Annotated in this window: 12 protein-coding genes; 1 reads left to right on the top strand and 11 read right to left on the bottom strand. The window is 60.6% G+C overall.

The features are described 5' to 3' along the window. Positions 1 to 216 precede the first annotated feature (216 nt). Complete coding sequence (locus AC1PMG_RS08130; protein WP_481111253.1) at positions 217 to 2,967, top strand: TonB-dependent receptor; 2,751 nt, start codon at positions 217 to 219, stop codon at positions 2,965 to 2,967. Between the two features lie 984 nt (positions 2,968 to 3,951). Here the strand turns inward: AC1PMG_RS08130 and AC1PMG_RS08125 are convergent. The 11 genes from AC1PMG_RS08125 to virB11 form a co-directional block, all read right to left on the bottom strand. Further along, complete coding sequence (locus AC1PMG_RS08125; RefSeq protein ID WP_481111252.1) at positions 3,952 to 5,562, bottom strand: alpha-amylase family glycosyl hydrolase; 1,611 nt, start codon at positions 5,560 to 5,562, stop codon at positions 3,952 to 3,954. Between the two features lie 226 nt (positions 5,563 to 5,788). Next, the gene (locus tag AC1PMG_RS08120) at positions 5,789 to 6,124 is read right to left on the bottom strand and encodes a hypothetical protein (RefSeq protein ID WP_342072124.1); all 336 of its coding nucleotides are present in this window, start codon (positions 6,122 to 6,124) and stop codon (positions 5,789 to 5,791) included. Between the two features lie 164 nt (positions 6,125 to 6,288). After that, complete coding sequence (locus AC1PMG_RS08115) at positions 6,289 to 6,834, bottom strand: DUF4189 domain-containing protein (RefSeq protein WP_481111251.1); 546 nt, start codon at positions 6,832 to 6,834, stop codon at positions 6,289 to 6,291. Between the two features lie 124 nt (positions 6,835 to 6,958). Further along, complete coding sequence (locus AC1PMG_RS08110; protein ID WP_481111250.1) at positions 6,959 to 7,447, bottom strand: DUF4189 domain-containing protein; 489 nt, start codon at positions 7,445 to 7,447, stop codon at positions 6,959 to 6,961. Between the two features lie 3 nt (positions 7,448 to 7,450). After that, positions 7,451 to 8,545, bottom strand: coding sequence for a TrbL/VirB6 family protein (locus tag AC1PMG_RS08105; protein WP_481111249.1), 1,095 nt, complete (start codon positions 8,543 to 8,545; stop codon positions 7,451 to 7,453). 81 nt (positions 8,546 to 8,626) lie between these two features. Then, a complete protein-coding gene (locus AC1PMG_RS08100; RefSeq protein WP_481111641.1) occupies positions 8,627 to 9,403 on the bottom strand; it encodes a hypothetical protein in 777 nt (258 codons plus the stop codon). A gap of 66 nt (positions 9,404 to 9,469) precedes the next feature. After that, positions 9,470 to 11,941 (bottom strand): VirB4 family type IV secretion/conjugal transfer ATPase, encoded by a 2,472-nt coding sequence (locus AC1PMG_RS08095; protein WP_481111248.1) that lies wholly within the window; start codon positions 11,939 to 11,941, stop codon positions 9,470 to 9,472. 172 nt (positions 11,942 to 12,113) lie between these two features. Continuing rightward, complete coding sequence (locus AC1PMG_RS08090) at positions 12,114 to 12,425, bottom strand: VirB3 family type IV secretion system protein (RefSeq protein ID WP_148829280.1); 312 nt, start codon at positions 12,423 to 12,425, stop codon at positions 12,114 to 12,116. Next, on the bottom strand, positions 12,418 to 12,816 hold the full coding sequence (locus AC1PMG_RS08085) for a TrbC/VirB2 family protein (protein ID WP_148829281.1): 399 nt from the start codon (positions 12,814 to 12,816) through the stop codon (positions 12,418 to 12,420). The genes AC1PMG_RS08090 and AC1PMG_RS08085 overlap by 8 nt, the downstream gene beginning before the upstream one ends. Positions 12,817 to 12,885: 69 nt before the next feature. Further along, positions 12,886 to 13,770, bottom strand: coding sequence for a lytic transglycosylase domain-containing protein (locus AC1PMG_RS08080; protein ID WP_481111247.1), 885 nt, complete (start codon positions 13,768 to 13,770; stop codon positions 12,886 to 12,888). 134 nt (positions 13,771 to 13,904) lie between these two features. After that, the gene (gene virB11 / locus AC1PMG_RS08075; protein WP_148829282.1) at positions 13,905 to 14,948 is read right to left on the bottom strand and encodes a P-type DNA transfer ATPase VirB11; all 1,044 of its coding nucleotides are present in this window, start codon (positions 14,946 to 14,948) and stop codon (positions 13,905 to 13,907) included. Positions 14,949 to 14,955 lie beyond the last annotated feature (7 nt).

Here is a 14,955-nt window from a genome sequence, read left to right as displayed (position 1 = left end):
GGCACCGGCGTAACGGCACGCGCACGACATTGCGATCCTGAAAGCGCTTCCAATGCGATACAGGCCAGTGAATACGTATGCAGCGGGCGTTCGCGACGAAGCCGCGTGTCTACCATACAGCGCAATCGCGACACCGCCCTGCGGCTGCGCGACACGCACATCCGGCCGCCTCGCCGGTTCAGACATTCGCAAGACAACATTGCCTGGGAGGGGAAAATGTTGAACCACAAGCGCAACGCGCTGACGCTGGCGCTGGCCGTCGCGATGACGCCGATGCTGGCTGCTGCACAGTCCGATACCACCGCCACCACGTCCAAGGATCCGGTCACCGAACTGGACAAGGTCCAGGTGACCGGCATCCGCCGCGGCATCGAGAACGCCATCGCGATCAAGCAGGACTCGACGTCCATCGTCGAAGCGATCTCGGCCGAGGACATCGGCAAGCTGCCGGACGTGAGCATCGCCGAATCGCTCGGCCGCTTGCCCGGCCTGGCCGCGCAGCGCGTCGCCGGCCGCGCCCAGGTGATCAGCGTGCGCGGCCTGTCGCCCGACTTCGCCACTACCCTGCTCAACGGCCGCGAGGTGGTCAGCACCGGCGACAACCGCAGCGTCGAGTTCGACCAGTACCCGTCGGAACTGGTCAACGGCGTGACCGTGTACAAGACGCCCGACGCCGGCCTGGTCGGCCAGGGCCTATCCGGCACCATCGACATGCAGACCGTGCGCCCGCTGAGCTTCCCGGACCGGGTGATCGCCGTCAGCGGCCGCCTGCAGAAGAGCTCGCTCGGCAAGGCCGCCGATGTCGACGCTTTCGGCAATCGCTTCAGCGCCAGCTACATCGACCAGTTCCTGGACAACACCCTGGGATTCTCGATCGGCTACGCCCACAGCGACATGCCGATCCAGGAAAACCAGGTCGGCCTGTACGAGCCGTGGACCACGCAGAACACCGACAGCGGCAGCCGCCCCGGCGTGGCCCCGGGCACCTACTTCTCCGACGGCATCAAGGCGCTGCGCCGCACCGGCAACAACAAGCGCGACGGCGTGATGGCGACCGTGCAGTTCCGTCCGTCCAGCAGCTGGACCAGCACCTTCGACGCATTCCATACCGAAGCCGAGCAGATCGACACCGCCAATCAGTTCGAGGTCAATCTCAGCAACTACAACGGCGGCTACACGCCCGGCCTGCTGATCACCAATCCGCAGGTCGACGCCAGCGGCAGCTTCACCGGCGGCACCGCCAGCGGCGTGTATCCGCTGGTGCGCGGCATGTACAACAAGCGCAAGGACAAGATCGACGCATTCGGCTGGAACAACGAGTTCAACCTCGGCAGCGTGCGCCTGATGGCCGACCTGAACTACTCCAAGGCCACCCGCAAGGAGCTGAACCTGGAGAACAACCTGCAGTTGGTGCCGATGCCGCAGCTGGACACGGTCGGTCTCGTGGTCAAGCCGAATGGCTTTTCGCAGATCACCCCCGGCCGCGACTACTCCGACCCGAACAACCTGTTCCTGACCAACACCATCTACGGCTCCGGCTACGGCAAGGTGCCGGAGGTCGAGGATCGCCTGAAAGGCGGCCGCCTGGCGGCGACCCTGCCGGCGCCGCAGGCGCTGACCTGGTTCTCGGACATCGACGTGGGCGTGAACTACGCCGACCGCCGCAAGCAGAAGACCCAGGCCGAGGGCAACATCCTGCTCGGCGCGCAGGGCGACACCAGCATCGCCAGCGACCTGCAGTACGACCCGGTCAACCTCGGCTTCGCCGGCATCGGCACCATCCCGGCCTGGAACGTGCCGGCGGCGGTCTCGCGCTACATGACCTTCAACCCGGTCACCAACCTGGACTACCTGATTCCGAAGTCGTGGACGGTGCAGGAGAAGATCACCACGGCCTGGCTCCGCGCCAACATCAACACCGACATCGGCGAGGTCGGCGTGCGCGGCAACATCGGCGTGCAGTTGCAGCACGCCGACCAGAGCTCGCAGTCCAGCTACTTCGACCAGTCCCGTCCCGCCGGCCAGAACGTGCTGCCGATCGACGCGGGCAAGACCTACAACGACTGGCTGCCGAGCCTCAACCTGGCCTTCCTGTTCCCGCACCAGCAGACCCTGCGCTTTGCCGCGGCCAAGCAGGTGGCGCGGCCGCGCGTGGACCAGATGCGTGCCGGCCTGGACTTCGGCGTTGACACCTCCACCGGCAAGCCCGGCGGCAGCGGCGGCAATCCCCTGCTCGACCCGTGGCGTGCCAACGCGCTGGACCTGTCGTACGAGAAGTACTTCGGCGAAAAGGCCTACGTGGCCGCCGCGGTGTTCTACAAGGACCTGAAGAGCTACATCTACACGCAGTCGCGCGACGATTACGACTTCTCCGCTCTGCTCGCCAGCTACGTGCGCCCGCCCAACATGACCGTGCCGGTGCAGACCACCGGTACCTTCTCCTCGCCGCAGAACGGCAAGGGCGGCACCCTGCGCGGGCTCGAGCTGACCGCCTCGCTGCCGCTGGACATGTTCACCGACAGCCTGCGCGGCTTCGGCATCCAGGCCAGTGCCACGTTCAACGACAGCGACATCAAGATCGTCGATCCCGAAAGCGCGTCCAGCGTGGGCTCGGCGCCGATCGACCTGCCCGGCCTGTCCAAGCGCGTGTACAACTTCACCGCCTACTACGAGCGCAACGGCTTCGAAGCACGCGTCAGCCAGCGGCGGCGTTCGGACTTCATCGGCGAGATCGGCAACTTCAACGGCAACCGCACGCTGCGCTATGTGGTCGGCGAGAACGTCACCGACGCGCAGGTCAGCTACACCTTCGCCGACGGCAGCACCCTGGCCGGGCTGAGCCTGCTGCTGCAGGCGAGCAACCTGACCAACTCGCCCTACCGCACCTACGCCGGCACCAAGGATCGCCCGCTGGAGTACGTCGAATGGGGCCGCACCTACATGCTGGGCGTGAACTACAAGTTCTGAGTCCCACGTAGAGGCTGCAGACGACGCCCGCCGGCGCACCCGGCGGGCGTTTTCGTTGGGGCGGTTGCCGCGGACGGTTGCGTCAAATGCCGCGGTGGCTGACGAGAAAACGATGAGATCAGGATCGAGCAGCGGCGGCGATCTGGTTTGTGCCGAACGGATCAAGACGAGAGGATTGGAGGGCGCACACCAACCTCTTCGCCTGCAAGAAGATCTACAGAAGGCGATCGCGCGGGAACTGATGGAGATCTCGCCGCGCCTGCGAAGTTCCCAACAAAAAATCCGGGGGCGCGCGAAATGGCCGCGTCGCTGAAAAGGATCTGTACTTCAGGAGCGCATGGCCCAAGCCCTCTACGTGGCAGAAAGCGCCATGCCTGGACATTCAACGCTGAACTCCGAACTGACCGGCCCGACCGCGCCACGGATCATGCATCCGCGCCGACCCGATGCTGCGGTAGCTGATCGAGGTCAACACCACCATCGTTGACGACGGGTCTCAGCCAGGACGCTGCGAGATCGAGACTTGGTGGCGTCGCTGGAAAAGCGGCGTCTTCAGATCACAAAGGCCGGCGTGCAGACATGGTGACATTGCCGAGATGGACACCAAGGCAACGATGACGGCGGATTCGTGGCCGCGACGCCCAGCCGGCGCCGGCGGCGACGCAGCAGTCTGTTGTGTGGGCCGGCGAGGCAAGTCTCCGAGCCGGCCTTGGTTCCAGGACGGCGTGACTGTCGGCGACGACGCGTGCCCTGATTACCGGGCACGCCAGACTGCGAAGATGGCGCAGCCACCGCAATATGCCACTATGGACACTGAAATTCCGGAGAGATCAGTGTCGTCCGACAAGCGCCAAGGTCCTCGGCAGGCATGAGGCCTATCCGACGCGATGCACGCTGGACTGTCTCTCCCAAATGCCATCCTGGCAGCGCCGTAGCCACACAGCAGGATGCGACGCTGCCGTCGCAGCAATCGCTTGGCCGCGCTCACGCGCCTTGCAGGCACACCATCGCATAGCCGGGCAAACGCAAGCGCTCTCCGGCCGCGCCCGCGACCACGCCCGGCACCTGCAGCGCCTGCCAACCGCCCTCAGGCAGCGCCACGTCGGCGGCCTCGGCGGATAGATTGAACGCCAGCAGCAAGCGCTGCGCGGCGTGGCGACGCTGGAACATCAGCACGGGCTCAGCCGTCTCGTGGAAGACGATGTCGCCCTCACGCAGGGCCGGATGGCGCTTGCGCCAGGCCAGGAACTGGCGAATCGCATGCAGAACCGACTGCGGGTCGGCCTCCTGTGCCGCGACCGATTGTGCGCGATGCGCCGCCGCGATCGGCAACCAAGGCGTCCCGGTGCTGAAACCGGCCTGCTCGCTGGCATCCCACGGCAGCGGCGTCCGGCACCCATCGCGGCCCTTGAAGTTCGGCCAGAACGCGATGCCATAGGGATCCTGCAGCGCCTCGAACGGCACCTCTGCCTCGCCCAGGCCGAGCTCTTCGCCCTGGTAGACGCAGACCGAGCCGCGCAGCGAACACAGCATCGCGATCAGCAGCCGCGCGAAGGCCGGCGTCTCGGCGCCCTGCCCCCAACGCGTGACCGCGCGTTGCACGTCATGATTGGAAATCGCCCAGCACGGCCAGCCTTCGGTCATCGCCGCTTCCAGACGCGAGACCGTCTCGCGGATGTAGGCGGCGCTGAAATCGTCGGTCAGCAGTTCGAAGCTGTAGCCCATGTGCAGGTGCCCGGCGCGGGTGTATTCGGCCGTGGTTGCCAGCGAATCCTCCGACGAGATCTCGCCCAGGCTCACCGTCCCCGGATAGCGGTCGAGCAGACCGCGCAGCTTCTGCAGGAACGGCAGGTTCTCCGCCTGCGTGTTGTTGTAGTAGTGGTACTGGAAGGCGTATGGATTGTCCGGGCTGAAGCCGCGGCCGACGCGCTTTTCCGGCGGCTTGGGCGGGTTGTCGCGCAGTTGCGGATCGTGGAAGCAGAAATTGATCGCGTCCAGCCGGAAGCCGTCGACACCGCGCGCCAGCCAGAACTCCACGTTGTCCAGTGTCGCCTGCTGCACCTGCGGATTGTGGAAATTCAGATCCGGCTGCGAGGCCAGGAAATTGTGCAGATAGTACTGCCCGCGGCGCGGTTCCCACTGCCACGCCACGCCACCGAAGATCGACAGCCAGTTGTTCGGCGGCGCCCCGTCTTCGCGCGCATCGGCCCACACGTACCAATCCGCCTTCGGATTGTCGCGGCTCTGCCGGCTTTCCTTGAACCAGTCGTGCTCCACCGAGGTGTGACTGAGCACCTGGTCGATCATCACCTTCAGGCCCAGCGCATGCGCCTTGGCCAGCAGGGCATCGAAGTCGGCCATGGTGCCGAACAACGGATCGACCTCACGATAGTCGGCGATGTCGTAGCCGAAATCGGCCATCGGCGACTTGAAGAACGGCGAGATCCAGATCGCATCCACGCCCAACGCCGAGATGTAGTCCAGCTTGCGCACGATGCCGGGCAAGTCGCCGATACCGTCGCCATTGGCGTCGAGAAAGCTACGCGGATAGATCTGATAGATGACGGCACCGCGCCACCATGGAGCCTGAGACATGCAACGCCCCCCTTCGGGCAGAGATTGCGCGTGCGGCGAGCACGCGAAACGCTGCGCTAGAGTAGCGTTGATGCAGGAATCTCAGCGGTGCTTGCATACGTATTCAGCACTGCGCCGCCATCGGCCTGAATCGTCAGTTTTGGCGCCTGGATCGTTTCGACATCCCTGATCGCCGACGGCAATTCGATTCAGCCGAGCAAAAACACCTCAGCACGCATGCCCTCGCTCAATGTTCCGTTGGCGACATATTTGCAGGCTTCTTTCCCGTCCAGCCACCGGACTTCAACGCCAGCGGACAGACGCGCTGATACTGCCCGAGCGAATCGTAGTCTTGCGGCGTCCAAGGCTTTCCGTACGGATCGATGGGCTGACAGTAGGGCATCGTCATGTAGGCTCCCGTGGTATAGGGAGGCAGCGGCACCCAACACTTGCCCGGGTCCTTCTGACCCTCAGTACAAAACACGAACGGATCGTCGTTCCGATAGCGAAGATGCTCCTGGGGCGATTGAGCCATCGCACTCCAAGCCGTGGAACAGAGCATCACCAGCAGCAACTTTTTCATGGACTTGCTCCTTTCAAAATTTCATTCCGATACTCGTCGTCTTCGACGACGGCGCAACCCATCAACTCTGTTGAAGCTGGATTATCTTTAAACCCATCGACCATTTCGAGCGCACACAATAAATATCTGAATAGCACGCACAAATATCACGCAAAAATAAAGCTCTAGTACTTTCTAAAAACAGGATCCGTACACTCGTTTACCTTAATCTTGCAATGATGCCCAACCATCTCTTTTTCACAATCAACGACTGCCAACTTCACTGCCTCATCAATAGTCTTCCCTGTACGAAAAAAGCCACCCGCACTACCCACTGGGTATGCGAGAGCAGCGCATTGATTGTAGTAGACGAAGTTAACCCTGCAGTGATCGGCACCAGTCGCTCTACAGTTCTGCAGAGCGACATTCTCAGCATCCACCTTGGACAACTGCCCTGAACTTACCCCACCCTCCCCATTTGGGGCACTAGCAATGCCACCCCATGTTTTAATCCACTGCCCCGTAGGACGAGCAGATGAGGAGCTTTCTTCATCAGGGAGACACTGAGCGCTTCCAGCAAGCCCCCCAACCGGACAACGTGTTTGGGCAAACAGAGTTGCTGGAAGAAAAGCTCCAACAAAAAAAGCAACAAGGCTGCGCATCGAAATACCACACATTTCGACCCTATGAGGCCTGGAAACATCAATTTCAAAATCGACGATTTTTCTCATGTCCCCGCCCACCCTGTCGCGATCCAGATCGCCCGCACCACCTAGTCGCCATCTGTTGGTTACCCTACTAAGCTGGAAGCGTCTAATGCATAGCCAAAAGCTTTCTTGCCATCACAACTAAGCATTAAAATTTCCTGAAGAATGGCTCAGTGCAGTCGGAAAATTTCACTTCACACTGCCGCCCTCCTCTCTGCTGGCAATCAGCAGATGCAGCACTTTTTGCTATAGACTCGTTCTTCGCCTTGGAAATTGATAGCCCTATCTTATCGGGCGAACCAACAACCGCCACGCATTGATTAAAATAAGTCGAATCAATATGACAGTCGGGAGCACCGGTAGCTTGACATCTACCTAAAGCATCACTAACGGCATCATCCTTGGAGAATTTCCCTTTGGATGTCCATGCTCCATGTGCCGTATTTGAACTGACTAGTGCACCCCAAGTTTTGATCCATTCACCAGTAGGGCGTGGAGGCGCTTCACCCGCATCATCTGGAAGACATTGTGCACTCCCAGCCTGCGCACCCACTGGGCAACGGGTTTGGCCGTACACCCCCAAAGAAACAAAACAAAGCAAAAAATACAATACAAATAAAAATATCTTTTTATTCATAATTTAGCCATTATTCCCGTAAGCGCCACGACTCCCAGGGGCTGCAACCTGACTCTGCCCATCTGCGCCGCGATTCAAATTCGAATAATTATTTTGGACCTGAGTATTGGTGTGATCGGTTGTAGTTTGCGTGGCGCTAGAAGGCGCTTGCGGGGTATAAGGCCGACCACTGGCCGGATCGCGCCCGATCTGACCGAACGCCGAATACGCACTGAACTGGCCCAGGGTGCCCTGGAAGAATGAAGCCGCCATAGGTGGTGCAGTGATGATCAACGTGCTCAGTACCAAGCCGATCCCTCCCTGCTGCAAGGACATACTGGTCACGCCCTCGCTTGAGCCATTCGACGCTGCCCAAGCCGCGATGAACCCCGATGCCACCGCCGTCGTCACCTTCGTCGAAAGCGCAACGGTGAACGTCAGCACAGACAAAGAGAACACCGTTCCGATCCCGTACAAGAGCCACCTCTGAAACAAGGACTTCGTGGCATCGAATAGCAGACACAGGATGAACAACGGCCCAAAACCGACGAACAGCGCCATCGCCAACTTGTTCAACAAGAGCAACGACCCACCGACGATCGCCGGGCCCGCCATGCCGATGCCAGTGAACATGCGCGCCCGATCCTTCTCGCTCTGGCGCTCCGAATTGCCGGCCGTATTGATCTGGTCGATGACCGTCATGCCCACCTGCATGAGCGCCAGGTTCTTGTCGATTTCCTTGTAGGGACTCTGCGAACTGCCTGAGACCGTCTTCACGATGGCGCTGCTCAATCCATCGGTGAGACGCCAATAGAGGCTATTCGTGTCGCCCTCTCCTGAAGGGTTGCTCGCGGACACAAAGCTCATGGCAGCGCCGACGATCAGCGCCGAACGCAGCGAGGTCACCACCAGATCCATCGCGAACTCGCGCGACTGGCCGGTGGCCACACGGTAGCCCTTGTAGAGCACCCACAGTGTCAGCGCGCTCATCGCCGTCACGGAGACCCACCAGGACATGCGCAGCAGCAGCGACCATTGGAAGTAGTCGATTTCGTCGCGCAGGAAGTCGTTGATGCGGGTGAATACTAAATAATTCCCCAAATCCGTTAAGAAATTCATAAACACTCCATCGCGCGGGCGCCCGCATCGCAAAACATCATTGCCACAAACCGACCCTTTAGAAACTGAAAGAGATTCAGGTTAATCGTCGATACTCAACCTATGAATCTTGCCGTCCGACTTGATCGCCTGCAGCGCGCCTAGCACTACCGCACCGCCAACCGCCTTGCTCGCGATATCGCCAAGACCGCTCCACCCCGGAAACAAGCCACCACCACCGGTATCCGTAGCCGATGGCGCCGTCTGGCCGGTCATGGCCGCCTTGGCTCCCGCTGACTGCACTTCTGTCAGGAACGCGAGCCGCTTCTCGTAGGCGAACATGGCCGACTCGGTCTGCTGGCGATCGATATCCATCAACGTCTTGAGCGCAATCAGCTTGTTGGTGTTGTCTTCCAGCAAGCCAACCTGCTCGGGCTTGATGTTCTGACGTTCATTTTCGATCTCCCGCAACCGCTTCAAGCGTTTGTCAGTGATGTCGTACATGGCCACCATGTAGTTGTACTGCGAATTGCGCGTGCGCTGAATGAGCTCACAGGTCTTTTGCTGTTCGCTTGAAACCGGCGTGCCGGATGTCGTGCTGGCACAGGTTGAAACACCGTAATTGTCGTCGACCTTCTGGAGCTTCTCTTTCGGCTTGTCGACTTCTTCGCCACTGGGCTTCTCCCCGGTGCTCTTGCTGATGAAACCGGACTTGTAGATCTCATCGAGCTTGTCGTGGAGTTTTTCGGTGTTTTTCCCGTTCTCGTCGATTTGCTTGTTGTCGACCACTTCCCATTGCGCAAACGCGGTTGCCGGCAGCAAGAAGGCAAGCAAGGCAACCCCGCCAACAATGCGAATACGGGTGAAGGATTTCGTCATCTTGTTCATAAATACCTCAACACAGATCTGGTGGAAAAACCGCCATGCGTGATTTGGGCAAAGCGGTCAGGTGACCGCTGCCGCCCCGCGATTATCCGAAGACACCGACCTCGCCGGACCCGATTTTCCGGAGCCCTTGCGACGTGCGTAGAACTCGTTCAACCACTGCTCGGGCGTCAGATCGTCCGGCGCGACGCCGTGCTCCTTGGCCTTGCGCTCCAGCACCTGGTGCATGATTTCGATATTGTCGGTCGACGCCGAGATGACCGACAGCGCATCGTCCATGCCGCGCAGATTGAGCTGGCACACCGACGACCCGTGGCCCTGCTTGACCAGGAAGCAGCGCGAGCGCTCGTCCAGGCTGACCACGACCTGGTACTCGGCCTCGGTGAGCTTGAGGCCGTCCATGTAGTCTTCCTTGCTGGCATTGGGATTGGGCAGCAGGATCATCGTCGCGGTCTGTTCGACCAACGCCGCGGAAATGTCGCTGGCGAGCGCATCCTCCGGGCTCTGGGTGGCGAAAATGCCCAGGCCGTTCTGTTTACGAATGGTCTTCTGCTTGTTCTTGGCGAATTCCTTCAGGCCACCCTTGCCATCAAGAATCTTCCAGAACTCGTCCATCACGTAGATGAGCGGCCGGCCGTCGATCAGGGCTTCCAGCCGATGCAGCAGGTAGTTGATGACCGGAACCCGCACTTCCGGATTGTCGATGACGTCGGTGTAGTCGAAGCCGATGATACTGGCCTTCTCGAGGTCGATCGTATCGACCGGATTGTCGAACACCCAACCGTGCGAGTTGCCGGCCGTCCACTTGCGCATGCGCGCGTACAGACCGTCGTCGCCCATGTTGGGCAGGCTCTTGCGGAAGTTGGTCATGCTGCGCAGATGCATGGGCGTGTCGAGCATGCCCTCCACGCCGCGGAAGATGTCCTCCTCCTCGCGCGAGGTGTACTCGATCTTGCCGGCCAGGACCTTGATCAGGTCGGCCAGGAACTGCACGTTCGCCTCGGTGCGCTCGCACTGGAACGGGTTGAAGCCGGTGGGCTTGCCGTTCTCCAGCGCCAGGTAGTTGCCGCCGCAGGCGCGCACGAAGATCTCGGCCCCGCGATCCTTGTCGAAGAAGAAGATGGTCGGGATCGGATCGAACTTCTGCACCTGGCTGAGCAGGAAGTTGATCAACGCGGTCTTACCGGTACCCGACTTGCCGATCACCATGGTGTTGGCGATCGCCTTCTCGCCGAGCGAGTTCTCCGCCGGATGCGTGGCGTGGAAATTGAAGTAGTACGGCTGGCCGTTGGTGGTCTGCAAGGTGGTGACGCACTCGCCCCACGGATTGTTCTCGCGCTTGCCCTGGGCGAAGTTGTGCAGCGGCGAAAGGCCAAGGAAGTTCAACGAACTGACATTGGCCAGACGCGTGCGATAGCGCCAGTTGCCGGGCAACTGAGCGTAGAAGGAAGAAGCGACCGCCAAATCCTCCTTGGTCGAGACGAAGCCGGCGTTGGACAGCTCGGCGCGCGTAGTCGCCACCTGCTGCGCGAGCTTTTCCTGCGTCTCGGCGTAAACGGCGATAGTGAAGTGATACTCGCCCAACACGAAATTGCCCGACGACAACTGATCCATCGCCAGGTCGAGCTCATGGATCTGGCTGACCGCCTTGTCGCCCGAGGACACCATCATGCCCTTGGTGCGATCGAGCACCTTCAGCGCGTCGTGCCGGCCCATCGGGCTGAAGGAGTGGGTCACCACATACTCGAAGTCGAGATACTTCAGGCCATTGAGGATGCCCGGATAGGTGCCGTCGGTGTATTCCTTGATGTTCAGAATGGCACCGAAATGATTGACGCCCTCCGGGGTCTTGATCACGTAGTCGCCGGTCTTGTTGGCGAACATGTGCTTGCTGACCGGCAGATACGCGGGCACCGGCGCCTGCAGCACCGGCACCGGCTCGTCGATGCGGTTGATCAGATAGCCGAAGAACTCCAGCGCCTCGGAGAACACCACGCCATTGCTGGCTTCGTACATGCTCAGCCGGTAGGGCGAGTAATCCTTGAGCACGGCTTCGACGTTGCCTGCAAGTTCAAGGACCTTGGCGACCGCCTGGTCCTGTTCTGACTGCAACTGGGAAATGTTCGACGACTTATCCATGAGACGCTTACCGGTCACTACCGGGCGATACATCATGGTCATGTACAGCTCGTTCTGCATGATCTTCTGCGAGGACAATGTCCCGTAGTACTGATCAGACAAGGCCTGGTTGAACGCCTGCTTGAACTTGCTGCCGTTCTTGATGCGACGGCGGCGGCGCACATCATGCACCCAGAACGCCACATTGGCGAAATCCGGAGCGCGCAGCGTCTGCAGCATGCGGTTGAACGTGTTGTGCCGGTGTTCGATCTCCCACTCTTCGCGGCCCACGAACGGCAGCCCGCCCAAGTGCCAGACCAGCATGAAATCTCCTCCCGTCGTCTTCAGCACGGACGGCGCCACATGCGTGGAGATGGAGATGAACTCGCTGATGGAAGTATCCGGGATGAACATAATGAAGTGACTCAGAATCCGTTTCGTCTTGCCAAGGCCCGGCGCACATGCACCGGGAACCGCCGACCTCGCTCACACCAGCATTGCCGGCGAGTCGACACGAAAAACCCAACAACCCCATGCACGACACAGGCGTCGTGCATGGGGTCGAAACCCGGCGCCCGGTTCCAAGCTAGCGCTTGGCGCCCGGCACCTCTTTCCTGTACTCATTCGGCGAGAACACCCACATGCCGGAATAGCGCTGCAGGTTGCGCACGCGCATCCGCATCATCCAGCGCAACCCGAGCATGCGGAAGATCATCTCGTCCCGCTTGGTCATCTGCTGCATGATGAAGACGATGACCGGAATGAGCAGCAGCAGCCACATATCGAAATAGATACCCATCAGGAAGCCGCCACCCGCGCCGATGAAGAACGGAATGTACGGCACCCCGAAAAACATCGCCGGCCGGGTGCAGCCCCGGAAAAGTACGTTCTTATGCATAGTGCAGAACGTGCTGGATCATGTCGATCGCCGCAGTGGCCGTGCACTGCTTCTGGCCGGTGTCGCCGATCAGCATCTTGGCCAACTGGCCGGCCGCGCCGATCAGCACGCCACCCAGCAGCACCGGCGCCACTTCGGCAACGCGCTTGTGTGCGAACGCGATCTGGTAACCGGCGAACACGACCGCGATCGTCACCACCACGATGGATGCCATGTTCAGGATGTTGTTGGTCTTGCCGAGGAAGCCACACACCTTGGTGTCGACATCTGCATACTCCTGCGCCATCGCAAAGTTGGACGCGAGCAATGCGACGACAAACACCGCCGCCTTCAACGCTGCCGTACCAACAACCTTGGCGTTCGACTTCACTTGATCGTTATTGAACTTCATGAGTAACTCCTTGACTGGAAAACAGGGGGTGATCAAAAGCCATTTGCATGGCCGTGCTACTGCGTCTGGCTAGAATACGAAGGCCCCGTCGCCCGAGGTCGGCGGCGGCGTACTTGCGCCAGGAACGGCCGCTCCCGCCACCGCCTGAGGCGCGTTTGCGGGAAGTTGCGGAGCTGGAGTCGCTCCGCCACCTGCAGGAACCGCCACTCCTTTGCCGGCGCCTGTCGGTCGTATGATGTAGAGATCGGAATCTGCAGCCGTCGCCTGCGCCGATGCGGCAACCATAGCACCCGCTATTGGCTGCACCGGCGCCGGAATGGCAGCCTGGGAACGTACTGATGATTGAGCTTGCTTCGCAAGATCGCTGGCGAGTCGATTGGCCGCCGCGTCGATGCGCCGCGACACGATCGAATCGACTTCGCGCACCGCCGCGGCCCTCACCGAGTCGTTGACCACACGACGCACGCTTCCGGCCGGGATCACCGGGATCGCACCAGCGGTGGACGCGGCGAGCGCCCTGCCCTGGTTGATCGACGCGTAGACCTTCTGCACGTAACCGTGGCGGTACCCGGTCTCGAAGTTTCCGGAGTAGTAACAGCTGAACGACTTGCCCCAGTTACCGCCGGAGCGGCTATAGCACTCGGCCAGGATCTTCGAGGCGGCCTGCAGATTGGGACAGGTCTTGAATGCTTTTTCGTAGGTATCCAGGCCGTACTTGATCAGGTTGTAGCGGTTGACCTGCCCGAGACCGAGGGAGAAATTGTAGCCCTTCTCTTCCAGCATCCGCGCCGTGGCCACCGCTTCGGACAGGTTCTGCGGCTGGCGCACCAGGCGACCACCGACCACACCGATCGCAAACGGATTGTGCGACGACTCGACGCGCACAACGTGCTGCATGACTTCAGCCGGAACCGCCATTTCGGGACAGCTGAGTAGTTCCATGCCTGGCAACATGCCGTGGTTACTCCCTATGCATCGGCATCGCGGCAAATCGCCCAGAACGCCGCAGATGTCGCAAATCAATCGTGTTGGAAGAAAAATTCAAAGTCAATCGGCGCTGTTTCGCCCTATCACCTTAATGAACATATTCATCCCCCACCCGACTGCATGCGTTCCGGATCGAAATCGATACCGGTGATATAGCGCCGGCCCGCGTGCGATTTGATGTGGACAACGATGTCGATGGTCATCATCAACAACCGCTTGATGACGGCGAACTCCAGGCCCGACCCTTCGGCCGACGCCTTGACCATGAGCGCCAACTGATCCCAGGTCTGCCCGATGCTGCCAGCATGGCAGCTGGTGATGGAACCGGGATGACCCGAGGCGCAGTTGCGGATGAAGTAGAACGACTCGTCGCCACGCAACTCCGCAAGAATGATGCGGTCGGGCTTCATGCGCAGGCATGCTTCCATGCAGCTCTTCGCGGTGACGTTGCTCGAGCTTTGTCCGCCTTTCGAGTAGAGCAAATGCACGGAATTGGGCTGACTGATGAAGAGCTCACGCGCGTCCTCGATCGTCACCAGCCGCTCTTCGTGCGGGATGTGATTCACCAGAGACTTCATGAAGGTGGTCTTGCCGCTACCGGTGGCGCCGGCAACGACGACGTTCTTCTTGAACAGCACCGCCTTCTTGAAGAACTCGGCGTAATCGCGCTGCCGACGGAGCTCGAGAAGCTCGCGATCCTGCTCGCTCAGACCCGACTGCACCTCCAGGATCTCCTGGAAGAAGCCGTCTTCCTTGTATTGCTCCAGGGTCTTGGTGTGCTTGGACGGCAGGCGGATGGTGATCGACACCTTGCCGGCGTCGCAGGCCGGCGGGATCACGAACTGCGCGCGCTGCCCTGTGGGAAAGGTCAACGACACCACCGGGTCGGCATCGGTGATGCGCTGGCCGGTATTGCTCTCGTTGACCACCGCTGTACAGAACTGCCGCGCGCGGTCGAACGTCAGCGACGGGATATCCATTCGCTGCCAGCCACGCAGGGTCTCCAGGTACAGCTCGCCGGGACGGTTGATGCAGATTTCCGTCACCTCCGGCGAGTTGAGGTAATCCAGGATGCCCAGCACAGAATACTGGTAATCCAGGAAATCCGTGGAGATCTGCGCGGTCGGAGAGTCGTCGAACGTCACGTCGCTG

It is taken from the genome of Xanthomonas sp. NCPPB 2250, from assembly GCF_056725265.1.
This window is presented reverse-complemented; position numbering and strand designations above follow the sequence as displayed.

Bases quoted from the DNA above. Each gene is read 5' to 3' on its own strand.
- AC1PMG_RS08080 (WP_481111247.1), bottom strand. From the start codon at position 13,770: ATGTTGCCAGGCATGGAACTACTCAGCTGTCCCGAAATGGCGGTTCCG.
- AC1PMG_RS08120 (WP_342072124.1), bottom strand. From the start codon at position 6,124: ATGAAAAAGTTGCTGCTGGTGATGCTCTGTTCCACGGCTTGGAGTGCG.
- AC1PMG_RS08090 (WP_148829280.1), bottom strand. From the start codon at position 12,425: ATGCATAAGAACGTACTTTTCCGGGGCTGCACCCGGCCGGCGATGTTT.
- AC1PMG_RS08105 (WP_481111249.1), bottom strand. From the start codon at position 8,545: ATGAATTTCTTAACGGATTTGGGGAATTATTTAGTATTCACCCGCATC.
- AC1PMG_RS08085 (WP_148829281.1), bottom strand. From the start codon at position 12,816: ATGAAGTTCAATAACGATCAAGTGAAGTCGAACGCCAAGGTTGTTGGT.
- AC1PMG_RS08115 (WP_481111251.1), bottom strand. From the start codon at position 6,834: ATGAGAAAAATCGTCGATTTTGAAATTGATGTTTCCAGGCCTCATAGG.
- AC1PMG_RS08125 (WP_481111252.1), bottom strand. From the start codon at position 5,562: ATGTCTCAGGCTCCATGGTGGCGCGGTGCCGTCATCTATCAGATCTAT.
- AC1PMG_RS08130 (WP_481111253.1), top strand. From the start codon at position 217: ATGTTGAACCACAAGCGCAACGCGCTGACGCTGGCGCTGGCCGTCGCG.
- AC1PMG_RS08100 (WP_481111641.1), bottom strand. From the start codon at position 9,403: ATGACGAAATCCTTCACCCGTATTCGCATTGTTGGCGGGGTTGCCTTG.
- AC1PMG_RS08095 (WP_481111248.1), bottom strand. From the start codon at position 11,941: ATGTTCATCCCGGATACTTCCATCAGCGAGTTCATCTCCATCTCCACG.
- AC1PMG_RS08110 (WP_481111250.1), bottom strand. From the start codon at position 7,447: ATGAATAAAAAGATATTTTTATTTGTATTGTATTTTTTGCTTTGTTTT.